Annotated in this window: 15 protein-coding genes and 3 pseudogenes; 4 read left to right on the forward strand and 14 right to left on the reverse strand. The window is 38.3% G+C overall.

Going from position 1 to position 26069, the window contains the following annotated elements; translation table 11 throughout:
- Positions 1 to 37: 37 nt before the first annotated feature.
- A complete protein-coding gene (locus CWB62_RS16980; RefSeq protein WP_138529306.1) occupies positions 38 to 1687 on the reverse strand; it encodes a recombinase family protein in 1650 nt (549 codons plus the stop codon).
- Between the two features lie 71 nt (positions 1688 to 1758).
- Here CWB62_RS16980 and CWB62_RS16985 point away from each other — a divergent pair.
- A pseudogene (locus tag CWB62_RS16985) lies at positions 1759 to 1998 on the forward strand (iron-sulfur binding domain-containing protein); the annotation flags it as partial.
- 142 nt (positions 1999 to 2140) lie between these two features.
- Here CWB62_RS16985 and CWB62_RS16990 read toward each other — a convergent pair.
- Entirely contained in the window at positions 2141 to 3067 is a 927-nt protein-coding gene (locus CWB62_RS16990; RefSeq protein ID WP_138529308.1) for a GGDEF domain-containing protein, read from the reverse strand.
- A 339-nt stretch (positions 3068 to 3406) separates the two neighbouring features.
- Here CWB62_RS16990 and CWB62_RS18905 point away from each other — a divergent pair.
- Both CWB62_RS18905 and CWB62_RS16995 read left to right on the forward strand, forming a co-directional pair.
- Positions 3407 to 3478: pseudogene (locus tag CWB62_RS18905) on the forward strand (endonuclease III); the annotation flags it as partial.
- Positions 3479 to 3734: 256 nt separating this feature from the next.
- A complete protein-coding gene (locus CWB62_RS16995) occupies positions 3735 to 5645 on the forward strand; it encodes an aminotransferase class V-fold PLP-dependent enzyme (protein ID WP_138529310.1) in 1911 nt (636 codons plus the stop codon).
- A gap of 281 nt (positions 5646 to 5926) precedes the next feature.
- Here CWB62_RS16995 and CWB62_RS18910 read toward each other — a convergent pair whose 3' ends face one another.
- The 4 genes from CWB62_RS18910 to CWB62_RS17010 all read right to left on the reverse strand — a co-directional run bounded on the left by CWB62_RS18910 (position 5927) and on the right by CWB62_RS17010 (position 9668).
- The gene (locus CWB62_RS18910; RefSeq protein WP_306430585.1) at positions 5927 to 6160 is read right to left on the reverse strand and encodes a response regulator; all 234 of its coding nucleotides are present in this window, start codon (positions 6158 to 6160) and stop codon (positions 5927 to 5929) included.
- A gap of 6 nt (positions 6161 to 6166) precedes the next feature.
- Complete coding sequence (locus tag CWB62_RS17000) at positions 6167 to 8353, reverse strand: PAS domain-containing hybrid sensor histidine kinase/response regulator (protein ID WP_249310750.1); 2187 nt, start codon at positions 8351 to 8353, stop codon at positions 6167 to 6169.
- 153 nt (positions 8354 to 8506) lie between these two features.
- Positions 8507 to 9166: a hypothetical protein gene (locus CWB62_RS17005; protein ID WP_138529312.1), complete on the reverse strand. Its 660-nt coding sequence runs from the start codon at positions 9164 to 9166 to the stop codon at positions 8507 to 8509.
- Between the two features lies 1 nt (position 9167).
- Positions 9168 to 9668, reverse strand: a complete 501-nt coding sequence (locus CWB62_RS17010) for an RNA polymerase sigma factor (protein ID WP_138529314.1) — start codon at positions 9666 to 9668, stop codon at positions 9168 to 9170.
- A gap of 370 nt (positions 9669 to 10038) precedes the next feature.
- On the opposite strand from CWB62_RS17010, the pseudogene CWB62_RS18955 reads away from it, so the two are divergent.
- Positions 10039 to 10254: pseudogene (locus CWB62_RS18955) on the forward strand (helix-turn-helix transcriptional regulator); the annotation flags it as partial.
- A 123-nt stretch (positions 10255 to 10377) separates the two neighbouring features.
- Here the strand turns inward: CWB62_RS18955 and CWB62_RS17020 are convergent.
- The 8 genes from CWB62_RS17020 to CWB62_RS17055 all read right to left on the reverse strand — a co-directional run bounded on the left by CWB62_RS17020 (position 10378) and on the right by CWB62_RS17055 (position 26027).
- Positions 10378 to 11766, reverse strand: a complete 1389-nt coding sequence (locus CWB62_RS17020; protein ID WP_058404163.1) for a sensor domain-containing diguanylate cyclase — start codon at positions 11764 to 11766, stop codon at positions 10378 to 10380.
- Positions 11767 to 12081: 315 nt separating this feature from the next.
- A complete protein-coding gene (locus CWB62_RS17025) occupies positions 12082 to 15039 on the reverse strand; it encodes a TonB-dependent receptor (RefSeq protein ID WP_138529317.1) in 2958 nt (985 codons plus the stop codon).
- Between the two features lie 865 nt (positions 15040 to 15904).
- Positions 15905 to 18937, reverse strand: coding sequence for a TonB-dependent receptor (locus CWB62_RS17030; protein WP_138529319.1), 3033 nt, complete (start codon positions 18935 to 18937; stop codon positions 15905 to 15907).
- Positions 18938 to 19234: 297 nt separating this feature from the next.
- Complete coding sequence (locus CWB62_RS17035) at positions 19235 to 21970, reverse strand: poly(beta-D-mannuronate) lyase (RefSeq protein ID WP_138529321.1); 2736 nt, start codon at positions 21968 to 21970, stop codon at positions 19235 to 19237.
- A gap of 391 nt (positions 21971 to 22361) precedes the next feature.
- Positions 22362 to 23327, reverse strand: a complete 966-nt coding sequence (locus CWB62_RS17040; RefSeq protein ID WP_138529323.1) for a class 1 fructose-bisphosphatase — start codon at positions 23325 to 23327, stop codon at positions 22362 to 22364.
- Complete coding sequence (fbaA, locus tag CWB62_RS17045; protein WP_138529325.1) at positions 23324 to 24406, reverse strand: class II fructose-bisphosphate aldolase; 1083 nt, start codon at positions 24404 to 24406, stop codon at positions 23324 to 23326. The genes CWB62_RS17040 and fbaA overlap by 4 nt, the downstream gene beginning before the upstream one ends.
- 14 nt (positions 24407 to 24420) lie before the next feature.
- Positions 24421 to 25038 (reverse strand): bifunctional 4-hydroxy-2-oxoglutarate aldolase/2-dehydro-3-deoxy-phosphogluconate aldolase, encoded by a 618-nt coding sequence (eda, locus tag CWB62_RS17050; protein ID WP_138529327.1) that lies wholly within the window; start codon positions 25036 to 25038, stop codon positions 24421 to 24423.
- A 56-nt stretch (positions 25039 to 25094) separates the two neighbouring features.
- Positions 25095 to 26027 (reverse strand): sugar kinase, encoded by a 933-nt coding sequence (locus CWB62_RS17055; RefSeq protein WP_138529329.1) that lies wholly within the window; start codon positions 26025 to 26027, stop codon positions 25095 to 25097.
- Between the last annotated feature and the right edge of the window lie 42 nt (positions 26028 to 26069).

The raw sequence follows: 26069 nt of genomic DNA on the forward strand, positions 1-26069 counted from the left end.
CAAGGTTAAACTTGCAACTGACCTCTTCGTAATTACGTCAAAAGTCATAACCACTAACTAGCTCACCAGTATGTTTATGCAGACGTAACAAACGCCTCTTATCATTATGAAATTCAAGTAAAAGCTCAAAGTAATCAGCATTTGAGGTACCTAACAGACGCTCAAATACATTATTGAGGCCACCTTTATCGCCGCTAAATGTATTTAATTGTAAACTGATGCTTTTAAAAGTGTCTTTAACTAGTTGACGAATAGCTAGACGTTCGTCGTTGGAAAGTTTTATAAGGTTTTTAGTAATTGATAACCACCGATCAGTTACTTCATCACGAAATGAGTTATCAATTCTAGCTAACTTATTTTTACTAATACTAATCTGCGACTCAACATCACGTGCCTCAGACTCAAGTTTGGATATTTTGTTAGCAATGGCCTGTGGCGGAGTTCCATTTAAAGTCAGAAGAGCCTCAGTAAATAAATCTATATCACCATTAATTTTAACTAAACGCGCCCTAAGATTAGCCTCTTGGCTGTTAATGGCCTCCCTATCTCCACCTTTTAACAAAATACGCTGTAGGTTAACCTTATCTTGGCAAAAAGTGACAACTGCTTTTTCTATCACATCAATTTGGACGGTTGAATTCATTTCACAGTTATTTTTTCGCCGTGCTTCAACACAGCCATATCGTTTATGGCTGCTTTTTACTTCATTCAAACATTTGTTTCGATAAACAACATGTGAACCTACAGACTTTCCGCAATTGCCGCATTTAAATACACCTACCCCAGATAAAATACCAACAAACTTCTGTGATTGTTTAGTAGCGCCACGCTTAGATGAATCAGCGACTAAAAAGTTAAATTCAGATTCACTCATCAGCGGAGGATAATAACCTTTAAGGCCATACTCTGCATTCCCTACTTTTACATTGAGCTCACCAATAAGTGAACGACGCTTAACCTCTTTATATACATTGGCACCAGTATGATGAATAGTGCCTGCACCAAACTCACTATTAATTAACATTGCTATTTTTATGCCGCCATATCCTTTTTTAAAAAGCTCTATTTTGCGGAGCATAATTTTTTTATGATGTGGCTCAAATTCAAATATTTTTTTATCATCATTCCACACAGTCCAACTAGGCGGCTTACCACAATTTACTCTGAATCCACGCTTGCCCGCACTCCAATCATCACACTGCTGTTTCAATACATCTCGTACACGTTGAGATTTGCTTTCACTCTCTTCATTTGCTCGCATGAAGATCATCAACATGGCAAGTAACTCAAACGGGTTTTCATCAATAAGTTGGCTGTTATATTCTTTGTTGTCTATTGCGGTTATTACTGTAATACCAGCATTGATTATCTGAGTTACAATACTTGCGCATTCTGAGACCTTCCTTCTTGACATTCTATCTAGACTTTCAATAAGCAAAACTGAGCCTGAAGGGATATTACCGTCCTCTATCGCTTTTAAAAATACTCCAAATGCACCTTTTTTAATATTATTTCCATGATATGCACTAAGGCCTAGATCTCTCATTGTAAGAGACTCATCCAATAATAATCCTCTTTCCTTAGCTACTTTATTTGCATAATCTAATTGCCTTTTAAGGGAATGTCCCTTGGCTTGCTCTTGAGTAGAAAATCTCACATAGCTGAACAACAAAGGTTTTTCTGACATAGGGCTTTTCAAATCGTTAGTTATCTATTATGAAAGGACTGTATCACAATCTAGTTTAATTATACATTGTCTGGCCAACAATAGCGGTGGACACGCACATCGACCGCGTATCAAACCGCACTAAATTTGCCATGGGTAAAAACGTGGTTGAGGTTGAGAGAAAACTCGAAAAAGTAGTACCTGCCGAGTTCAAAGTAGATGTACACCACTGGTTGATTCTGCATGGCCGCTACGTATGTACCGCCCGCAAACCTAAATGCGGCAGCTGTATTATTGAAGACTTGTGTGAGTTTAAAGATAAAACTGACTAGCCTAGAGCAAATAATGTTAAGCAATAAAAAAATAACCAGAATGAAACCTTTCACTCATCACAGCCATCAGTGGTAATCGTTATGGCCTTCAGTTTAACTTTTGCTACCTTACTAATTCTTTAATCGATTAAAAACAAATCATTCACGCTATAACGACTTTGTTTCGACCAGAGTTTTTAGCTTCATATAGAGCAACATCAGCTCTTTTAATTACTGATTCATAGTCTTTATCGCCAGGCGATATTTCCCCGCCCCCAATACTCATTGTTACCCTTATTTTCTGAGTGCCATGCTGGACAATACTCTTTTCAACAGCTAATCGAACTCTTTGAGCAACAATAAACGCGTCTGACTTCTCAGTATTGGGAAGTAAGGCAATAAATTCTTCGCCACCGTAACGTGCTAAAAAATCAATGTCTCTTAAAGACTCTTTTAAAGTGCAGGCTAAGCTTTTTAATAATGCATCACCACCATCATGACCGTATCTGTCATTCACCTTTTTAAAAAAATCTATGTCGAGCATAAGGATACAAAAAGAAACCTTATCTCTCTGAAACATATCAAAAGTTCTCTTCATTACCTCATTGAAGTACCTTCTATTGTTAATCCCTGTTAATTCATCATTAATAGCAAGTTCATTTAATTTTTTAGTGAATAATACTTTTTCGGTAGTATTAATTGCTATCCATAAAACAGCCCTCAGATCAGACTTATACTGCTTTAGTGGGAATATTCTCCCTTGATAAAACTGATTGCTACAAAATTCAGGTGAAAGATATTTCTTTTCTACTTCATAATCTATACAGATTAGGGATTCATCTTCAATCGCCTTATTTATCGTATGTAAACATTTGTCAGCAACCTCTAATGGAAGTGTATCGTGTAAGTATTGGCTTTCTCTAACATTGGGGAAGCAATTAACTTTATGTGAACTACCGCCAAGTACACTAAGAATTAAACCGTTTTGGTTGATGACAAAGATCGGATCAGGCAATGCATCGAAAAAGATGGTTAATACTTCTTTAAAATAGTCAGAAGTAAAATCTTCAGTGTACTGAGTATCTTTCATTCGACCTCTCCAAATTGTGTACGATTAATTAAATCTCTTTCATATGCTCGGTTGTTAATTGAGCTGCATGGCGCGCTGATGTCATTTATGCTGTATTTAATAATATGACAATAACAATGCCAGTCAAGATCATCACCGCAAATGCTGTTCTAGTTTACATAAACTTTAAAACCTTCTTAATTGACCTAAAACCTTCTTTGCTTTGTAGCAGAAATAATGATCGACGTAAGTAATTAACTTCTCCATTTAGCTAACTATTTGACCAAAGAAAGTAGTAATCAAACCTAAACGTTGGGTGGATTAATATTACAGAAGAGCTTCACCGTAGTACCTGCTTAATTCAAAGTTGATGTCCACCACTGGCTCATTTTACATGGCCGTTATGTTTGTACTGCCCGCAAACCTAAATGAGGCAGTTGTATTATTGAAGACTTGTGTGAGTTTAAAGATAAAACAGAGTAAAAGATAAGTTTACGTATAGTGATCAACTTTTTACTTTAAAACAGTGGTAGGACATTGGCTTGCTTGAACTCTTATTGTGAATGAAACATTAAACATGGACGTGCATAAAATACAATTAATGCACATTTACAAAGTATTAATTTCACAAGTGCCAATGCATTGGTTATGCTACTGAGTATTATAAGCTTTTATTACGAAACCCCTTATGTTGCCTTTACTGCGTATATTATTAATTGAGCAAGACCAAGCCACTTTAAAAGAGTTGTCTACAAACCTTTCTAAAGCGATACCAAATTTTGAGCGCGATGATATCCATATCAATATTCTTGAGCGTTTTACGCTTGAAGATGCGATAACAAGTGTTGAAGAAGATGGTGATATTCAAGCTGTTGTACTTAGTTGGGATTTACAAAACAAGGTTGGGGAGCGAACGTATAGCCGCTTTATTGAGCAGTTAAAGGCCATTCGATTAGAACTTCCAGTTTATGTAATTGGCGATGATACTAAAGGACTGGAAATAGTTAACGAGTCAGAAGAAATTGAGTCGTTTTTCTTTAAAGACGAGGTTATTTCTGACCCGGAAGCTATTTTAGGCTATATGATCAATGACTTTGACGACCGTTCAGAAACCCCGTTTTGGACTGCGTATCGCCGTTATGTTGGTGAGTCGAACGATTCATGGCACACACCGGGCCATAGCGGTGGCTCTAGCTTTAGAAACTCGCCTTATATTAAAGACTTCTATCAATTTTATGGCCGCAATGTGTTTGTTGGCGATTTATCGGTATCTGTCGATTCCTTAGGCTCTTTATCTGATAGCACCAATACTATTGGGCGTGCTCAAGAATCTGCAGCGGCAACGTTTGAGGTAAAGCATACCTACTTTGTAACTAACGGGTCTTCTACTTCAAATAAAATTATTTTACAAACCCTGCTACGCAAAGGTGATAAGGTCATCATTGACCGTAATTGTCATAAATCTGTTCATTATGGCATTTTGCAATCAGCCAGTTTACCCATTTATTTATCGAGTATATTAAACCCTAAATATGGTATTTTTGCGCCACCTTCGTTAGCCGATATAAAACAAACAATAGAGCAAAATACCGATGCAAAACTACTGGTGCTTACCGGTTGTACTTACGATGGTTTATTAAGCGATTTAAAACAAGTTGTGGATTTTGCCCATCAACACGGTATTAAAGTATTTATTGACGAAGCCTGGTTTGCTTACTCTTTGTTTCATCCGAGCCTGCGTTACTACTCAGCCATTCATGCTGGAGCCGATTATGTCACTCATTCAGCACATAAAGTGGTATCGGCGTTTTCACAGGCCTCTTATATTCATGTGAATGATCCAGACTTCGATGCAGACTTTTTTAGAGAAATTTACAGTATTTACGCCAGTACATCGCCCAAGTATCAGCTTATTGCCTCGCTTGACGTATGCCAAAAACAATTGGAAATGGAAGGCTATAAATTACTTAATGCTTTGTTAAACCATGTCGACGAATTTAAACAACAAATGGCATCGTTGAAATATATTAAAGTGCTGGGTAAAGACGATTTTATGGAAATATTTCCACACTTTAGTGAAGATAATATGGGCCACGATCCACTAAAAATCCTTATCGATATTAGTGAATTACCCTACTCATTAAAAGACATTCATAAGTTTTTATTAGATGAAATTGGCCTAGAAATAGAAAAATACACTCACAGTACAATTTTGGTATTATTAACGCTTGGTGGTACTCGTTCAAAGATCATTCGTTTATACAATGCATTAAAAAAACTTGATAGTGGGAGAGTAAAACTAGCCAAATCAACAAGGCGCTCTCGCTTGCCAGAAAGTTTACCAGCCATCGATTTAGCGTGTATTCCGGGCGATGCTTTTTATGGCGAACGCGAGTCGGTGCCTATTGCTAAAAGCAATTATCGTATTTGTGCTGGCTTAGTTACCCCCTATCCTCCTGGTATACCGCTATTAGTTCCGGGGCAACACATCACAGAAGAACATATCGAATACTTAAAAGAGCTTGCCGGGCAAGGGTTAACTATTCAAGGTAGCTTTGATGGTGAAATTTATGTTTTAAAAGGTAAAGTAGAAAAATAACGAGTTGTGTACCCATTCGCTTAATTAAGTGATCTATTTTGAGGTTTGAAAAACGTGTTGATAGCTAGGCAAAAATATCGCTATTTAGTTGCTCTAAATGAGCGTTTTTTAACGCAAGTAGCGACACGTCTAGCCCCAAAGATGATTAAATATTTTGTGGATTGGTATTATATACAATATTTTTCGAGGAATTAGTCAGCAGTTTTTAAATACTGCTGACGTTATTTTCAATACCAAATACTCTATCTTGGTCAGGCCTTATTTAACATAGCCAACATTAATTAACCGTTTAAATACAAACAACGCCTGAGTGTGCCATATAACTCGTTGATATCGATTGGTTTAGGAACATGAGCGATAAAACCTTCCTGGTAGTAATGTTTTACGTCTTTATCCATTACATTGGCTGTTAACGCAATAATGGGTATGTGTGGCAGTATTGCTTTTATTCGTTGATTGGCTTTAATCCCATCCATAACCGGCATATGAATATCCATAAATACCAAATCAAACAACTCTAGTTAAACTGCCTCAAACGCAAGTAAACCATTTTCGACAATTGTGATGTCGGCATTCGTTTTAGCCATCATGGCTTTAATCAGCACTTGGTTAATATTGTTATCTTCAGCAATAAGTATTTTTTTACCCTTTAAATTAGGCGCTTTAAAAGATTTTTTAGGGGCTTTATCTGCTATGTTATTTGCTTTAGGTAGTGGTAATTTAATCGTGACAGTTGTGCCAAGCCCTTGCTTACTTTGGATATCGATTTCTCCGCCCATCATTTTAACTAAACTAACAGTGATAGGCATGCCAAGTCCTGTTCCCCCGTACTTTCTAGTTGTAGATGAGTCTGCTTGAGTAAACCGCTCAAAAATATGATCGGTGACCTCTTTGCTCATCCCTATTCCTGAGTCCACAACCTCTAAAAATATAGCCTCTTTTTCTCCAAATACTTCACTGCTTACGTTTATTATCACACTGCCTTTTTCGGTAAATTTAACTGCATTTGAGGTTAAATTTAATAGTATTTGTTTTACCCTAACTAAATCACCAAGCCAGTATTCATTATAACTTTTGCTTTTGTTTATAATAAAATCAATTCGTTTTTCACTCACTAAAGAGTCTAAATCATAAGTAATAGAATCTAATACTTCAGTTAATGAAAAGCTCACTTTTTCTAATTCTAACTGGTTCGACTCTATTTTAGAGTAATCTAAAATATCGTTAATAATGGTCAAAAGGCTTTGTGCTGAGAAGGATGCATTATTGAGAATTACACTTAATTCGTCAGGTAAATTAATATTTTTTAACAGCTGTAGGCCGCCTAAAATTGCATTCATGGGGGTACGAATTTCATGGCTCATATTGGCCAAGAAGTCACTTTTTGACTGCGCCGCATTTTCAGCAGCTAATTTTGCATCAAATAACACACCTATCGCATCAACTTGTTCAGTCACGTCGTAATTCACACCAACTACTTTAATAGCGGCTCCATGCGAGTCTTTTAATATTTCGGCGCTGGCTTTAATGGTTCTGACGTTACCGTTAGGATGAACAACCCTAAATTCGGGATCATATGTTCCCACCCCGTTGATTGCATTTTCTAACTTCTTTTTTGCACCTTCTAGATCATCTGGGTGCACACAACTCAACCATGCATCATACGCACCCGAAAACTGAGATTCGGTAATACCATACAATTTGTACATCCAGCTATCCCACACAAGCTGACCTGTAATTAAATCCCACTCCCAAACACCAATACCCGCAGAATCATTGGCTAACTGCATTCGCAGTGCTAAAGAGTCTGCTTTTTCTTTTGCCTCTTTAATTTGTTGTTCGCTTTCTTTTTGATGAGTAATATCTTGAACAACCGACCAAATAAATGCTTCCCCCTTACTATCTGTAATTTTTATTCCAGAGAGTAAAACGGGATATACATTTCCATTTTTATGAATGTATTCTTTTTGATAAGGCCCATATTGGCCATATTTAGCAAGCAACTCCAATTGCTCATGCTCTTGTTTTTTGTACTTCTGTGGAGTTAGTCGCCAATAATCCATTTTATTTAGCTCTTCAACGCTATACCCAGTTATATGGCTAAATTCTTCATTAACAAATTCAAAACTACCATCTAATATTGAATTAATCGCGATGCCTACTGGGGCTAAATCCACAAACTTTTCAAACTTTTCCTTTTCACCCAGGTATGCGCGTTCAAAACGTTGTCTTTCTTGTGCCTCTGTACTAACTTGGTTTTTTATCGTTTCTAAATCTGATATGTCTCGCCCTACAGCCAGAACTAATTGGGCATTACCAATAAAAATAGCGGTTAAAGAAACCAAGCAATTAAACGTTGAGCCATCTAATCGTGAGTGTGTCCACTGAAAACTCTGAGACCCAAGTTGTACAGCGTTTTCTATATAGTTTTTAGCTAAAATATCGGAGCGTTTACCACAGGGCTGTAATTCTGGTGACAAATCAGCGGGGCTAAGGTTTAAATAGTTGTTCATGCTATTAACACCATGCATGTCAATAGCCGATTGATTGCACTCTATAAACTTGCCTGAACTTAAATCAATAATTGAATAGGCATCTGCTGATACGTCAAAAATTTTTTTGTATTTATCTCGTTGCTTGGTTAGCTCAGCAATTGTTTGCTTTAATTTTTTGTTTTCTTGCTCAAAATTATTTTTACCAGCAGGCACTGCTTTTAACCCATTAACAACACGTTTTACTTAGTATAGAAGCGATGAAAAGATATGGCACCTTAATTACAAAAAAATCAATCATCTAAATAGTTTATGTATAAAGACCATTAAAACATTAATGGCTAGCTGCACACATACAACACTTAGTAACTAACTTTCTATCTGCTCAAAGCTATTTAGAATCTCAGCCATATTAACCAAGTGCTTGCCAACTATAAATTGAATACTGGCCTTAACCCACTCCTTAGAAATGTTTTTATAATTTAATTTAGCCAGTAACCACACTGTAACTATAAAAAGTAATAGTGACGACAAAGAGTAAAACCAAGTCATGTGCTGCTCTAAATACGGATATAAGTCAATGCCAAAAAATAGGTCAAACCCTATAAACACATAGGCAAGATAAAAGGGAACTGACATAAGTAGCAACTTGGTTAGCTGTAATTTATGTGCGCAAACATGGTAAAAATCAGTCTGTAGTTGGCTAATCGGTTTTGAGTAGTCAATGTTTGAAATTAAAACAATTTGGCCAATATTGCCTGCAAGCCCAATAATGGCAAACACAGTGAGAATAAAAGCTGAAATTATTGGCGCTGAAAAAGTAAAGCCTGCTGCAATGTATTTCCACAACATAATAATGATGACTAAAAAAACAACACTTTCAATTATTCGTGCCCATTTCATTTTATTAAGTGCTTTCATCTGTTTATTTATTTTTATTTCAGCAAGCTTTGCTTGATTAATTTCAATAGCACTATGTGTACCCGTGCTTTGTTGTTGCCAAGCGCTTTTAAAGTTATCTACATTCATATTAAGAATCCTGTGTTTCAAATTGAAGTTTTAATGTGTGCTTAATTCGACTAATTCGCGTGGCAACATTGGTTTTACTAATCCCTAAGCTGCTAGCTATACCTTCATAAGGTTCACTTTCTAAATAAAGGAGCATAATTGCCTTATTTAATTTATCGAGTTGGCCAATAAAGTCATATAACTGTTTTACTGCCTCACTGCTCTCATCTTCTTGCGATAAATCAGCAATCTTTACTATGCACTCTTCATTTGCTTTATCTTCTCGCCGACTGTCTTTGCGGTAATAAGATATGGCTACGTTCAGCGCAATTCGGTACATCCACGTTGAAAACTTATAAGCGCTATTGTAATTATCATAAGCTAGCCACATTGTTGTTAATATTTCTTGGGCTAAGTCTTCTCGATCATCTTTGTTTTGACAGTATGAATTCACAATTTTATAAATAATGCCTTTATGTTGCTCCATTGCTTGAGCAAATAGCGTTTTTTTAGTTGAGTTCATTTACTGGTAAATCCATCACTTTTTCTTAATTTCATAATATTGAGGCTTTAAAGTTTATTTATCTAATAGCATAAAGCACCCTAGCCCTATTTACGGGTATGCCTTTGAAATGCTTTAAATACTATTTAAATGTAAACAACAACCCTAAAGTAATATCTGCTTAATTTATTACCTAGTTATTCGCAGCAACTGCGAAATAATCACAAGTTTAAATAAAAAAATTTAATTGAAGTATTAAACGCGTTGTTATCTCTCTATTTTTAGTCGATGGTAAACATTGCTGAAGAGTCTTAATTAAGTGGGTTTAATATTTAAACGGTGGCTTTTAACCTCTCTGATAAGGTTAAATAAACTGAAGTATTTTTTGATAGTAGCTAGCCAAATAGGTATGAGCCGCGCAGTATTTCATCGTAAATTTAAGCAAGCAACTAACATGCCCCCTAAATCAATGAGGCTTAACCATGCCGCCATGAAAATAACACAAGGTACCAACGTCAACGTTGCGGCCATGGAAATGGGTTATGTAAGCAGTTCTCAGTTCAGCAGAGAATTTAAAAGAATGTATGGCTTGTCACCCAAGCAATGAAGTCAGCAAAAAGAAGCACAATAAAGGCAATACTTTATCGCCATAAACTAGCAAAAGAGCAAAAATTTAACTTGTGATAACTTAAGATTATTGGCTTAGTTATACAATATAACTCAGTGCACCTTATGATTCATAAATAATTTTATAACGATCTTTGCCAGACTTTTTAACTTGGTACATTGCGGCATCAGATTTTTTAATTTGATCGTCTATATCAGTGCTATTGCTTGGTGATACCACGTTTAGCCCCATACTTACGGTTACATTTATTGTGTTTTCACCTTCAACTGGCACTTTGAGATTTCTAATTGCATTTATAAGTTTTTCGGCAACGCGTTCAGCATCGTCAACTTCTTTTAAAATAACAGCAAAAGCAAACTCTTCACCACCAAAGCGGCAAAAAACATCATCAATTCTCAGTATGTGCGTTAATATATTTGCTAATTCAACCAGTAAGCGGTCACCCACATTATGGCCATAGGTGTCATTCACTAATTTAAAGTTATCAACATCAAATATTCCAAATGCAACTGGCCCCCCGTGTCGAATACTAGACCTAACCAGTTTATTGACTTGATCTGAAAAAAAGCGACGATTAGGAATACTGGTTAACGGATCAAAAAACGCTATTTTTTCAAGCTGCGATTTAGCTTGTTGTAGTTCAAATGTTCTTTCTTGTACTAAGTTTTCTAGGTTAATTTTTAATTCTTTTAGATCTTTATTTCTTTTTTCTAACTGTTCTGTTTGAAATTTACTTTTTGAAACGTCCCGTTGAATCGCTGCAAAATGAGTAACCTCATCAAACTTATTTTTCAACGGGATAATATTCATTTCAACCCAGTAAGGCCTCCCTCTCACGTCATAATTTAACAGTGTTTCAGTTACTTCTTCGTGACGCTCTAATGCAGAATAAATTCTTTGCTTAGCTTGCGGGTCGGTTAAGTTGCCTTGTAAAATTCGGGGTGTTTCACCAATTATCTCTGACGAACTATAGCCTGTAAGAATTTCAAAAGCCTTATTTACATAAATTATTTTAGGCCCTTCAGGGTGTTTAATATTTTTTGCATCGGTAATAACCACCATGTCTTGCGTATTTTCTACTACATCGTGAAACGAAATTTGCTGCTTAGCATCAGAAATATCACTAAGAGTCACTACTATAAAATTTTTATCATCGTCATGCCCTTCAAAATAAGCATTAGCCATAAACCAGCTTATTTCCTTACTTGACCCGCCAACAACACCTAAAACTTTATTGACCACTTTCTTTCTTGTTGATTTAACAACATTAACGGGATAGTCCTCAACGGCCATGAGGTTGCCTTGCTCGTCGATGAGTGTCCAATGAGGATCGTAAATATCTCTTCCAATTGCTTGCTCGTAGTCTAATTTCAATAACGCTAACCCCGTCGGGTTTATGTAAACAATCGATGTATCCCAGTTATGAATAACCACGCCTACCTGAGCGTATTCAAGTAGGTTTTTAAAATTTAAATCACTAATATCTTTCATAATTTTTTCATAAAAATTAAGTTCATAATAAAAAGATAGGTTAAAACTAAAAAAATAAAAGTAATTAAAAACCATTCGTACTAAATAAATGATGCGTTACTTCGCAAGTTAAACTTTTAATACCCTCCTCAATTAAATAGTTATTTTTAAGACACCTAAACCTGATCAGTAACCAGGCAAATGCTTTGCTATGCGGCTGCCCTCTTCAATACATTTTTTAGCACTGTTAACATCAAATTTAATTGTAAAAAAAAGCAAGCCGTAATGGCTTGCTTTTTACGCCCGTTCAAAGGCTACACACTTTCAACATAAATTTTAAAAACGGTAACTAGCACCAAACGTAATACGACGGTCAGTAAGGCCTTGGAAACATAATAGCGAGCCTTCGTTAACACATGACTGACTAATTTCAGACTCTGTGATATTTACGGCCTCTAAACCAATATTAAGCTGCTCGTTTACATCATAGCTAATACTTGCATTAAGCTGACCACGGTCTTCTTGCACCACTGGAAAGCCCCATGGGAAGCTAGATGTACTACCGAAATCATTAGAACGGTAACCTTCACGCCATGTGTAACGCATACGTGCTGATAAACCAAATTTTTCATAGTACAGAGTAAAGTTATAGGCATTTTCTGATAAGTTAAGTAGCCCTTGTATTTCGCTTACTTCAATACCCGATGTACCGGTACTTGCAGCAAATACATTGCTTGCTCTTGAAGTGGCCTTATTGACAGTTTCACCACCAGAAAACTCTTGAATGGTATAGTTAGCCAATACACCAAAGCCCGACGCCCAACCTAAATCTTTTTCAAAGCTAGATAGGTCATACTGGAACGCAAACTCAATCCCTTTTTGGGTTGTTTCGCCAGTGTCGTTTACTTTAGTTTCAGTCCCCACACACACACCACGACCATTTTCAGGGCCAAATACGTTAATGTCGGCAATCGGGTTGAAAATTCCCCCACCTTCACATGGGTCTGTTAAATCTCTGTATCCTGTTACTGGGTCTTCTACCGGCGAAGTTAGCTGATTAACATGAAGTTCTTTACGTGTTTTATGAAATATACCTACGCTAAATACGCTCGCTTCAGTAAAGTACCAATCAGCTGATAGATCGTAAGATAATACTTCTTCTGGTTTTAACCCGGGGTTGCCAAATTCAACTTCATCATTTGGGCTGGTGCTGTAAGTGATAGAGGTAGATAGGTCATTATAATCTGGACGACGAATATCTTTACCTGCACCAAAACGAACCACTACATCTTCTGACACATCGGCAACTAAATTTAAACGTGGTAACACAAAGCTATAATCTGATTCATTGGTAATACGCGTTACAAGCTCGTTACCACTGCCATCTTGTGTTACTGAGTTACCTGTAGATTCAACATCGGTTTGAATATAACGTAAACCAAAGTTACCGCGGAACATGTCGTATTCAAAGTTAGCTTGCGCGTAAAAAGCGTGGGTAATTTCTTCTATGTCAAAAAAGCCAGAAGAACTTGAAGTTGGTGCATTTAGCGTGCGGCTAGAACCATGAGTTTGTAATGCTTGCTGAAGTGTTGCAAGTACTGCATCTGGGTCTGAAGCCACGAGTTCTGGGTCAATAAGTAAAAAGTCGCCAATATATAACGAGCGGCCATCAGCCTCATTAAAGTTATCCGGGCCAGCTACTAAAAGGTCAGCGAATAAATCACCTCTTGGGCTATCTGCCATTGAACGCAAACCCACACTTGATGTGATCTCATTCTGCTTACTCGCTGATTTGCTGTAGCGATAACCAAAATCAACAGAAGTAACAATTGAATCTGTGTAGTATGTTGAATCTATACGGAACGCATCTTCAGAGTTCTCAACGGTATCTTGCCCAATGTTTACGTCACGTAGTACCACATTTGCCGGGTCAAGTAATTGCTCAACCGTAGGCGCATATTCAGCACCCTCTGCAATACCAAAAGCTAATGCACCACCTGATAAGTCGTATTCAAATGGCACGCTGTTATCGTTACCGCCACCAGCATCTAAAGGGGCATTAGGGTTAATGAAGTTAAGCGTAGTATTAAAGCTTGGTGTTGTTGTATCAGAAGATGACGATGCAACCTCAGCGCTTACAAACCATTTGTCACCTTGCCATTCACCGCCTAATCTAAAAATATTACTGTCGGTTACGCGTGAGTTTGTGTCACTCGAAAAACGTAAATTTGGATCGTCATCATCATTTGCTAAATTTACCGGGATTACACCGCGTAAAGCCGCTTGAATTGACCCTAGGTTAGTACCACCTAGCGAACCTAAGTTAACTGTTTCAAAAGCATCAGGAACAGAGATGTCATTGAGTGCACTGACACCTGACGCCTGAACACGAGAGCTTTCTTGGCGACGCTCTTGGTCGTTAACTACCGCATCAAAATATAGCTTAGTATTATCGTTTGGTGCCCACTCAAGTGTACCTACAAAGTTTTTAGTTTCGTATTCGTAGTTATCGTAATCTTGCACAAAGAACTGAATAGGCAGAAAGTCGAAAGACTGTGCACTCGCGACCCCGCTATCAGCGGTAATTATGTTATCTCTATCTGCACGAGGGCGAAATGCAGTCACATCTTGCTCGGCATAACTGCCACTGACTAAAACACCAAATTTACCAAAGTCACCTTCCCAATTATCTGCAAAGGTACCTGAAAAACGAGGTTGTAAACCGCTATCAGTGCTTAGGCTACTATTCTCGCCTTGCACTCTAATTGTGGCTAATTGTTCACCTAGTTGAAGTGGGCGAATTGTTTTAAGATTTATTGTTCCACCTACAGAACCTTCAATTGTTTTAGCTTCAGGAGATTTGATGACCTCTAAACTAGATATGATCGACGCTGACACATCTTCAAAGCTAATACCACTTCGTCCAGAGCCTGAACCCACTGTTGATACACCGTTTATTTCGGTACGGTTTGCATCGGTACCACGAATTTGTACACCCGTACCAACACCTGCTTGACGTGTAATTTGAATACCCGTCACGTTCTCAAGTACTTCAGCTAAGTTTTGGTCAGGTAACTTACCAATATCCTCTGACTGAATAATTTCTACAAGGCTATCTGCTGAACGTTTTTCAGCAAGTGCATTAGTTAAAGACTGACGTATACCAGAAACTTCAATTACCTCCAGATCATCCTTAACCTTTTTGGTCTCTTCTTGCGCATGAACAGAGAGAGACATATTCATAGCTGTTGCAGATATAACCGCCAGTGTGATTTTTGATAAATTATAATTCATAGTTTTTTCCTGTGTGTGTGAAACGCTATGCTACTTGTTACTTTTCATACAAAAAGTGAATTAGTGTATTACAAAAGGTTAACTGAATATTTACACTCAAAACCAAAAAGGTCAACCACCCTGTAAGTCAAAAATCACAAATCAACCTGAATTTGTTATTACCAAAAATCATATTTTTAAACTTATCCACAACAAGATTATAGTACAGAAATACAACTTACTGTAATTAATATGGTTTTTAAAATAATAAATCAATACTATATCACTACACGCTAGGTATTTTTTGGTTACTTGGTCGGTTATATTATTTAGCTATAAACTGTGTTTTTTTGAGTATAAAGTGAAAAAAACCAAAAAATTGGTTAACCAATTAAAAGTCTATTAGACTTTTAGCTACATAAAAAAAGCAATTAAATTAGATAATGACTCGTTTTATGATAACTAGCTCAATAAAGTGATTTGTCTTGAGGTAGGAAAACATGCCTAGAAAGAGTGAAAATATATTAATTGATTATGCTAAATGAGGGTTATTGTGCGCCTAGGATCAAATGGGGTGACTAAATGGGTAAAGCACTAATGCGCATTGATACTTCTTAACCTAAACGCTGCTTAAGAGGTTTAATAACCAGTTAAATATTGATGATATTTAATTATGTTTTCTAGTTAGCATTTTAACTAAAAAACAAAGCAAATTTGCACGTCAGTAACGAGTCAATAGCAGAAATATTCAATACCGTTGGCGCTAGCATAGCCGCTTCAAATCAATTTATTACCCAAAGTTTGGATTATTTATTTTATTGGTATAACTAAACATAAAAAGCCCCAATGGGTATAAACCAATTGGGGCTTTTTAAGTTATAAACTATTACAGTTTATAACTTAAACCTAAGAATAAGCGTGGGCCGTAGTCGTTTACTTCACCTAAGTTGTCTTCAACGAAGAAATCTTGCGACTTAGGAGCACTAAATAAATTGATTGCTTCTGCTTTAACTCTAAAGTGCTTATTAATTTTGTACGATGCACGCATTTCCCATACACCTACCGAATCAACATAACGTAAGCGTGTACCATTGCTTGTATAAGGTTGGAAATACTCACTACGGTATTTGTAAATAACCGCAGTATCAAAGCCACCTATTTGGTAATAAAGTTGGCTACTAAATACATGTTTAGAAAACCCTGGGACAGAGCCTGGCTCAACAATACCCTCTTGCAGCTGCGTCGTATTGCCATCAACGTCTGTTACAAATGTATCACCGTATAAGCTGTCTTCAAATTCAAAATCAGTGTCAGCATAGTTATAACCAAACTTAACACCAATGCCACTATCCCAACGGTATGAAAAGGAAGTTTCTAGACCTAAGATCTCACTTTCTTCGTCGTTTGTTACTGAATTTGTAATAGGCAATGAAACGGTTTCACCCCCAACAACAAAATCTTCAATAACTGTGCGCTGTTGGAAGCCGCCTTGGAACTGCTTATAGTAAAGGCTTAATGCAAAAATTGAATCTTCATTAGGATACCACTCAAATGCTGCATCGTAGTTCCACGACATTAGAGGCTGTGTATCTGGGTTACCAGAACCGTTAACACCCACTAACAAGTCACTAATTGTAGTGGCTGTATCAGATGTGTCTTCTTGAAAAGAGCGGCTATAACCCAAATCAGATGGATCTGCACGCGACATACCACGGTAAATACCCGCACGTAATAAAATATCTTCGCTGTAATCAACCACTAAGTTAAAACTAGGTAAAAACTTGGTGTAATCACCGCCACCCTTTATTTTATCTAGTGTGCCAGTGTCTGATTCAACCAGAGAAAGAACCCCTGTATCACTGGTAACAACATCAAAACTATTTCTAAAACCAATTGATGTTACTTCAGTATCTACAATACGCAAACCAAAGTTACCACGAATGAATTTACCAAACATTTCTGTATCGTAATTAGCCATTAAGTAAGCAGCAGTTGTTTTTTCAGTTACATCAATGGTTCCTGCGTTTTGGTATTCGACCTCAGGGTATTCAAATACGCCACCCTCATTAGACGCGACAACTGCACGAGAAAAACATTCGTTGTCGTAAGTCGCCCATGATGAACCTGTACCTGAATCTACCACATTACCGTCGCTATCTACATGCGTGATGATATTTCCATCTGACACGCTAGACAAAAAGCCTGATTCAGGAAAGTCAATTTGACAACCCTGAAGCACGTCGAGTGCCTCAGCGCCTGAACCTAATGTAAACTGATTACGAGAACCGTTACCGTTAGTACCACCAAATTGTGTAAAGCTAAGCTCTGAAGTACGAATGCCACCTTGAATTGTAGTGAACATACCGCTATCAACTAAATAGTCAAAATCTAAACGCGCAGACACTACCTTATTATCACGAACATTTTCGCGGTCTATGCGTGTTCTTAAGCTGTCAGTAAAGTTAGATATATCTGTTACGTCAAAATCAGTAAGCGTAAAATGTGGGATGTTTTCGCCCATATCCCACGAAAAGTAATTACGGCCAGCGGTTCTGCCTCGGTTAGAAATTTGCAGCTCTTCACGCGACGTTTTTGAATACGCTAAATCTAAATCAATGGTCAGTCTATCATTGACCGTATGTTCGATATTTAAACCGTAACCACGGTAATTTTCTTCACGAGAAAATTGCTCACCAGCTGACTCAATACGCTCTTCACCTTCCCAATGTAAAATACCCCCTACATCGTTAGTGACAAGTGATGGTCCTGTAACGCCTGGCGTTGCACGCTTTTGTAAAAAAATTAAATCATGGCGTGCTTCTCGTTGCGTTCTATCAGAAATTTGGCTATCAAAATTAATATCCCATTCTGCAGACAGTTGATACTGAAATGCAAAAAATACCGCATCACGCTCGTCAGACGTTTCGTTTTGACGAAAGCTTCGACTGCTGCCAGTCCATGCGTATGGAGTACCATCACTAACCGCTTTTCCTGTATCTGGATCGATCTCAGTGTCATAACCTTGGTTATTACTGCCGTTTACTTGATCCTCACAATCCCCAGCGCTACTTCTGTAAAAGCCTTCATTGGTATTAGTAGGATCGTTTAAACACGCCCAAAGTGACGAACCAGATGGGCTAGAACTACGATACTCTGCTTCTGGCTGTGAAATATCTTGGCGCTGTACACCAAAAGAAAAACCAACTGCTTGGCCATTGTCGAATTCAAACTGGTCAACATAACTAAATGTTCCGCGGTAACCTAAGTCACTTTGTAATGAGTTATCTACATTACTTTCATCCGGGTTATAGTTTAGTTTAACTTCACCTTGCAAGCGCTGCTTGCCAAAATCTAGTGGGGTTACAGTTTCAAGTGCAATAACACCTGCAACCCCCCCTTCAATCATTGAAGCATCTTGGGTTTTATAAATAGCTACTTTTTTTACAAGCTCAGATGGAAATTGTGAAAAGTTAACTGAGCGGTCACCACTACCATTCGTTGCTTCTCGGCCATTTATGTGTGTTGCACTTAAAAATGGGCCAAGGCCACGAATGGTAATTTCTGTTGCCCCGCCATTTTCACGATGCGATGCTGCGCCTGTAATAGACTCTAATGCTTCACCTATCGATAAAGCGGGTAAATCACCAATATCTTCAGATGAAAGACCGTCAACAACGGTTGTGGCTTCGCGCTTTATGGCTATTTGATCTTGAATTGTTCTTCGTGTGCCTGTAACACTAATGATTTCTACATCAGGCTCGATCTCAGTCGCTTTTGCTTGTTCTTGTTGTGCGTGCGCTGAAAATACACATGAGCTTGCTACACTCGCAATTGCGGCTGTTCGTACCCATTTAGCTACAGGACTCAGTGCGAATTGGCCTGAGCGTACTTTATTATTCTTTGAAGACTTCAACGACATTTTTATGCTCCGTTGTTTATTGTTGTGTGAGTGTTGTGTGTTGACTTGTTATTCATCTGTATATGTTATGTGACAACTGCTGTTAATATACTCAAGTACATACAGATGATCAACCAATTTCACACAAACAACATGACCATAAGGTATACCAATTACAACAAATCAGCATTACCAAGGGGTCAGGCGGTTTTGTAGTGAAAAATAATTAGAAATGCATGTATTTTCTTCGATAGCATTTGGATAACTGGCATAAAAAAACCCCTAGAAAAGGGGTTTAATTTAAGTTTTTTCTAAATACTAGTCGTTGCTAACAACCCATGTTGAGCCAACACCTACATCACTTGCTTGAATGTAGTAAAGCGATTTAGCACCTGCCACAGCTTGTAAGCCAGCAGGAGCTGTTTCGAGTAAAGTGCTTGTAGCCGTTACATATTCAAGCACCTCTTTCCCATTTGCTGCTGGATCTTGGTCAATTGCACCATCTGTATCAAACGAGCCGTTACCATTTAAGTTTCTGATTGCAACCCAATCGCCACTTGTATCACCCGATACCCGGCTGTCCATGTAACCAAAGTTGTTGCTTAATACCGACGTATCATGCTTGATTAAATCACAGTCGTATTCAAATGCATGGTCGCTATCAAGCGTATTTGGATAAAATAACCCTTGTGTTAAGGCGCTACTTTCAATGGTATCTGCATCAGTTTGATCACCTAAGCCATTAGCAATAAGGTTGCCATCAAAGTTAATAACAAATGCATTTTTAGTTAAACCATAAAGCACACGTGCATTATCCACTGTAAGTTCATCACAATCACCCACTGGGGCACGAGAACCTATTTCAGTACTAAACACGATTGGTTGCTGAGAGTTCAAAATCGTGTTGTTTGTTACCGTCAACGTAAAGTCACCCGCCGCGTCTAATACAGCTTGGTTGCCAGAGTTTGGAACACCACCATCAGCTTGAGAGAATGGATTTGCAGTAAATACAATACCACCTGCTTCTTTGTTACCAGAGCGAATACCCGCAATATAATTATTGCTAATAGTATGCCCAAGAGGCGTAATTAATACGCCAGCAGGACGATCGTTAGAGCTTGCAATATCAGTAGTACGAATAATAACGTTATCTGTAACGCTATTAAAACCACCATCCTCTAGTGAAATCCCGCCATTAGGGTTAATAACAGTGTTACCTTTGATAGTTGCACCCGAAGTTTGCACACGCATTAAGCGACGACCAGTTACAAAGTTTTCTACGCGGTTATATTGAATCGTAAAGTTTGCATCGTCAGCTGCATCTGAACCAGTAGTACTTCCCGCATTAATTAAATGAAGGCTTGAGTTACCAAAATTTGGATTCGCACTGGTGCCACTAAATAAATTGTATTGAACAACATGGTCGCTGCCTGATGAAGCAATTTTAATAACGGAACCATTTTCAGCATTATCACGGTTACTAAATGTATTTCGCTCTATTAGCGCGCCCGTACCTTTGATCATTAACCAGTGGTAAGTCGAATTATTTAACTCGGCTTCATCGCCATCCATTGTATTTTGAGTAAACTCGAAGTTATTACCTTCAGAATAAATAATTGCACTTTCTTCAGTCTCACAAAATGAGCCTGATTTTGTATCTATATTTTTAAACGTAAGCCCTGTTAACGCAGCACCTTCTACCCCTGCGGCAACATGAATACATACTTCCCCGCTAACCACTGGCGTTTGCTCTTCAACAGCGCGAAGCGTTACACCACTAGTCAGTAAAACTTCATCCATATCAGCGTAAACACCGGTATTGAGGCCAACAACATCACCATCAGCAAGGCCGCCACTTACCGCACTTAGTAGCTCTGTTGGTGAGCTAACAAGTTGAGAATAAATAACCGTTTCTAGTGAACCAGTTACAGAACCCTCAAATCCGTCGTTATCGGTGTAAGAAGCACTCACAGAAATAATCGCACCTGAATATGCCGCAGGTGAAAACGTGTTACTGTTTGTATCGGCTACTTCAACGCCATCGGCAAACCAGCTGTAGGTTACATTTGTTTCTTCAATACCATTATTATCTGTTAGTTGCGCTGTCAATTCACCGCTAACTAGGTAAGGTGACGTGCCTATAATTGCAATACTTCCCGCTTCATCAACCGCAACGGCAGATACGGGAATTGTTTTTTCTGATGTATTATCTTCTACAAAACCATTGTCATCTGTATAAGTTACCTGTACTGATACAGCTTGCCCAATTAATGCAGCCTCTACAATATATTCGCTTTGGGTTGCACCCACTATTTCTTCATCATCAGCGAACCATTGATAAGTAATTTCTCCGGATACGCCATCCATGTCTGTAATATCGGCGCTAAGCGTATTGCCGACTGTCGGTGTGCCACTAATTGCTACATCACCTTGCGCATTAACGCGCGCAACAGGCGTTGTAGCAGCTGAAGTCACAGACTCAGCAAACCCGCGTTCGTCTTCAAACGATGCTGTAACTGTAATCACACGGTTAAACTGTGCTTCTGTAAGCATAAGTGAAGAAAGCACTTCTCCCTCAATAACCACGTCATCTGCTAACCACTCGTACACAACAGTTAAGCTATCAAAGCCGTTTTCGTCTTCAACATTTGCTGTTAGCTCAGAGCCAATAAGTGCATCCCCTGTTATTGTTACACTTGCTGGAAATGCAATGGCGGCAACATCTGAGGTAGGATCTGAAATATGCGACTCGTTAACCCCCCCATCATCGGTGTATTTAGCTTGAGCTGTAATAGCTAAGCCAATTTGATCGTCTGTAAGTGTAAACGATGCGCTATTAGCGCCTTCTATTACTTCGTTATCTGCATACCAAAAATAAGAAACAGTTCCTGATATACCATCAGGATCTGACACGTTTGTTGTTAATGTTTGACCACTTGTGGCTGTCCCTGACAAAGCAATGGCGCCCAATTCGTTGTCATTATTATTTGCGTCAGTGTCACAACCAACTATTGCAGCTGCAATAGCGCATAGTGCAAAGTGTTTTAAATTCATGATGCCTCTATTCTCCATTTTATAGGTTAAATATTTGGCCAGCTATTGTGTGTGTTACCAAATAATCGTACTAGTTGTTACCAAATTTACTTTACTTGAAAACAAAATTGTTAACCAACTTGGTCATGTAACCATAATAAGTATGATATTTCCAGCTTATTTACTGAATTAAGTGCGGCTTTGCATAAATAAAACATAGGTGGTGAAAGTAGAAATGAAATAAGGTATTTACCAATTGGTTTTACAAAGCCATATAAAAATACAAACGAATACTGAACGAGTTTGTATAATAAAGAGTTCCTAGAACAAGAAGATTTGTAATTAGTTGAGGAGGAAAGTAACAGAGAAAAGCGTTCTCTGTTACTAAATAACCGAAGTGAAGGGTAATCAATTAATTTAGCGCTGACTTGTTAAAATAATCAACCGGTTCAGTTGAACCTAGAGTAACGGGTACTCGTTGGTGTAAATCGTCAGGGGCTATCTCTAAAATTCGAGCGCCACGTGATGTGGCTTTACCGCCTGCATTTTCTACAAGCATTGCAAGTGGATTGGCTTCATATAAAAGTCTAATTTTGCCATTATCATTGCCTACCCGCTTATCTTGCGGGTATAAAAATAAACCACCGCGACATAAGATTCGGTGTACATCGCCAACCATTGCCGCATTCCAACGGATTGAACTTTTTTCAAAGCTTTCAGATGTGTAAAGCAACTTGTCAAAATAGACTTGTGTAGGCTCATCCCAATAACGGTAATTTGCCATATTTACGGCAAACTCACGGCTTTGAGAAGGAATGTGTAACTGTTGGTTTGTTAGTAAATACCCGCCATGTGTTGAGTCAAGCGTATAACAGCGTGTTGGCCCACCGGTGGTCATTACAAGTAATGATGAAGGGCCGTATAATACATAACCTGCACACACTTGGCTTACACCTGGTTGGTTAAACTGCTCATCACTGTCAAAAGGTACGTCGTCTCTTGCCAAGTAAATAGTAAATATTGTGCCTATTTGACCATTTACATCAATATTCGATGAGCCATCGAGCGGATCAAAAGCAACGATAAATGCACCATCAGGGTGGCCACCTACCGCGTGATCTTCTTCCTCAGAGGCCACTGTTCTGACCGAACTGTCCTCAAGAAGAATATCTTTAAGCAATTGATTGGCAATAATATCTAGTTTTTTTTGAACTTCACCCTGAATATTTTCATTCATTGTGGAGCCTAGCACCCCTGCAAGTTCACCTTGACCAACCCTAAACGCAACCTCTTTACTTGTTGCTAAAATGGTACGGATCAGCAAAATTAAATCCGTTCTTACGCCGTCTTCTTTTAATACTGTATTTAGTCTTTTCATGAGCTATACCGATTTACACAATTAAGATCTTTAAAGCATTGGGTTAGTCTAGAAACCATATGCTGCTCAGAGTGGCGAAGCCACACGCGTGGGTCGTAGTACTTTTTATTTGGTTTATCGTCACCGTTGGGGTTACCAATTTGACCTAGCAAGTAGGCCTGGTTGGTGTTGTAGTAATCTAAAATACCCTTCCAACATGCCCACTGCGTATCGGTATCAATATTCATTTTAACTACACCATACGTTAATGACTCCGCAATTTTTTCTTCCTCAGAGCCACTGCCACCATGAAACACAAAGTTAATTGAATTACTTGGTAAATTGAATTTTTTAGACACGTAAGCTTGTGAGTCTTTTAAAATAGTAGGTGTGAGTACAACGTTTCCTGGTTTATATACACCGTGAACATTGCCAAAAGACGCAGCAATAATAAAATTAGGGCTAATAGCAGTTAAGCGTTCAAATGCGTAAGCCACATCTTCTGGCTGAGTATAGAGCGCTGAACTATCAAGGTGTGAGTTATCAACACCATCTTCTTCTCCGCCTGTACAACCAAGCTCAATTTCTAGTGTCATCCCGATTTTAGCCATGCGTGCTAAGTAGCGCTCACATATTTCTATGTTTTCTTCTAAAGACTCTTCAGATAAATCAATCATATGCGAACTAAACAGCGGTTTACCAGTTAGTGCAAAGTGTTTTTCGCCTTCATCTAACAAACCATCTATCCATGGCAATAGTTTTTTAGCGGCGTGATCGGTATGAAGCATAACAGGCACTTCGTAATGTGCCGCAACACTGTGAACATACCTTGCCGCGCTCACAGCACCAAGAATTGCACCTTGTTGTTCAGGCAATGAAAGCCCTTTACCACAAAAAAACTGTGCTCCGCCATTAGAAAGTTGAATAATAACTGGCGACTTCATTTTTTTAGCCGTTTCTAAAGTTGCATTAATAGAGGTTGTGCTAACCACATTAACCGCAGGCAGTGCATACTGATTAGCACGCGCATGACCATATATTGCACTTACCTCGTCACCCACTATTACACCAGGTAAAATAGTTGGAGATAAATCATTCATTTTAGTGCTCCCTGCTATTTTATTGCTTGAATGCATGAATCAGTAATAGCTTGCCAGTTTTCTTGTGCAACCCATTCCTTTTTAGCAACCCAAGTTCCACCCACTGCAAATACGTTATTTAAAGAAAGATAATCCATTTTATTACTTTCACTTACCCCACCCGTTGGGCAAAAGCTAACTGCTCTAAACACACTTGATACAGCTGATACAAATGGCGCTCCACCAGCAAGTGAAGCTGGGAATAACTTTTGCTCCTCAAAACCATATTCTAACGCCATTAAAATATCACCGGTATTTGATACGCCAGGTAACACAGGCACGCCACACTTTGCTAACGCGCTAAGTAATTTAGGTGATACTGCTGGGGTAACAATAAAATCAGAACCAGCATCAATTGCTTGCTTTAAAATAGTTTCGTTAATAACGGTACCTGCGCCAACTTTAAGCTCTGGGACTTGCTCTTTAATCGCTTTTAAAGCATCAATTGAGGCGTCTGTTCTTAGCACAACTTCAACCAAAGTAAGGCCTGCTTTAGCCATTGCTTTTGCAATCTGTACCCCCTGCTCTGGTGTATCAGCTTGAATTATAGGTAGCAGTGTTTGCCCTGACATAAGTTCAGAAAAGCGAGTCATAACGTTGTTCCTTTATTTTAAGTAATTTGGCCGAGGTATGGAGGCCTTAAATTTTATTAAATGCCAGCTTCAACCATTGCCTGTTGAAAAACATCTTTTGGTGCAATGGCACCCGGTTGTTGAATAACAGCTCCGGCTGCTTTGGCGCCCAATTGAACTGCATCTGCAATTGGCTTACCTGAAAGTCGAGCGCCTAAATAGACTCCGTTAAAGGCATCGCCCGCGGATGTTGTATCTATGACTGTAGTAACAGGTATTATTGTGTGACTTTGAAGTGTATTGTCTAATTGTGTAATAACAGACTCAGGACCATTTTTAACAACGATCTCGTTAATTTGATATGGTTTTAAGTATTCGATGACCGCCTCAACACTATGCACATTATAGAGTGTTGTTAAATCTTCAACCCCTGGAAGGGTTACATCGGCAATACTAAACGCTAAATGGTATTGCGCTTTAGTGTCTTCAACACTCTCCCACAAACGGGGTCGGTAATTAGGATCGAATACAATTTTTACACCAGCGTCTTTAAGTTGCTTTAAAACATCCCAAAACTGGTCGCGTGATGTTTTATCTATAATCGCTAAAGATATTCCTGAAAAAAAGAACATGTCACCTTGGCGTAGTTGGCTAACACAATCGGGGGTTAAAAATTCAACGGTTTTTTTTGCTGCTGAATCACTGCGCCAGTAAATAAAGCTTCGCTCACCATGTTCATCTGTCTCAATGTAGTACATACCCGGCACTTTGCTTTCGTGACTAAATACGAACTGTGTATCAAGCTGTTCACTTTCAAAGCGTTCGCGCATTTTTTTACTTAGGGTGTCTTGCCCTAAAGCCGTAATTACAGATGTTCCTACTTCAGGAAAACAGCGTTTCAAATATACAGCTGAATTATATACATCGCCTGCAAAAGATTGATGTAACGTAGCAGCGCTCATAGCCCTGAGCTCTACCATGCATTCACCCATAAAATAAATAGTATTCATTTTTGAAAGTATCCTTTGTAACTAACTGCTATGCGCAGGCAC

The organism is Pseudoalteromonas sp. S408 (assembly GCF_005886645.1).
Taxonomy (GTDB): domain Bacteria; phylum Pseudomonadota; class Gammaproteobacteria; order Enterobacterales; family Alteromonadaceae; genus Pseudoalteromonas.

What these genes read in the sequence shown, in the direction of transcription:
- CWB62_RS16980 (WP_138529306.1), bottom strand. Translation starts at nt 1,687, where the DNA reads ATGTCAGAAAAACCTTTGTTGTTCAGCTATGTGAGATTTTCTACTCAA.
- CWB62_RS16990 (WP_138529308.1), bottom strand. Translation starts at nt 3,067, where the DNA reads ATGAAAGATACTCAGTACACTGAAGATTTTACTTCTGACTATTTTAAA.
- CWB62_RS16995 (WP_138529310.1), top strand. Translation starts at nt 3,735, where the DNA reads ATGTTGCCTTTACTGCGTATATTATTAATTGAGCAAGACCAAGCCACT.
- CWB62_RS17005 (WP_138529312.1), bottom strand. Translation starts at nt 9,166, where the DNA reads ATGAATGTAGATAACTTTAAAAGCGCTTGGCAACAACAAAGCACGGGT.
- CWB62_RS17010 (WP_138529314.1), bottom strand. Translation starts at nt 9,668, where the DNA reads ATGAACTCAACTAAAAAAACGCTATTTGCTCAAGCAATGGAGCAACAT.
- CWB62_RS17020 (WP_058404163.1), bottom strand. Translation starts at nt 11,766, where the DNA reads ATGAAAGATATTAGTGATTTAAATTTTAAAAACCTACTTGAATACGCT.
- CWB62_RS17025 (WP_138529317.1), bottom strand. Translation starts at nt 15,039, where the DNA reads ATGAATTATAATTTATCAAAAATCACACTGGCGGTTATATCTGCAACA.
- CWB62_RS17030 (WP_138529319.1), bottom strand. Translation starts at nt 18,937, where the DNA reads ATGTCGTTGAAGTCTTCAAAGAATAATAAAGTACGCTCAGGCCAATTC.
- CWB62_RS17035 (WP_138529321.1), bottom strand. Translation starts at nt 21,970, where the DNA reads ATGAATTTAAAACACTTTGCACTATGCGCTATTGCAGCTGCAATAGTT.
- CWB62_RS17040 (WP_138529323.1), bottom strand. Translation starts at nt 23,327, where the DNA reads ATGAAAAGACTAAATACAGTATTAAAAGAAGACGGCGTAAGAACGGAT.
- fbaA (WP_138529325.1), bottom strand. Translation starts at nt 24,406, where the DNA reads ATGAATGATTTATCTCCAACTATTTTACCTGGTGTAATAGTGGGTGAC.
- eda (WP_138529327.1), bottom strand. Translation starts at nt 25,038, where the DNA reads ATGACTCGCTTTTCTGAACTTATGTCAGGGCAAACACTGCTACCTATA.
- CWB62_RS17055 (WP_138529329.1), bottom strand. Translation starts at nt 26,027, where the DNA reads ATGAATACTATTTATTTTATGGGTGAATGCATGGTAGAGCTCAGGGCT.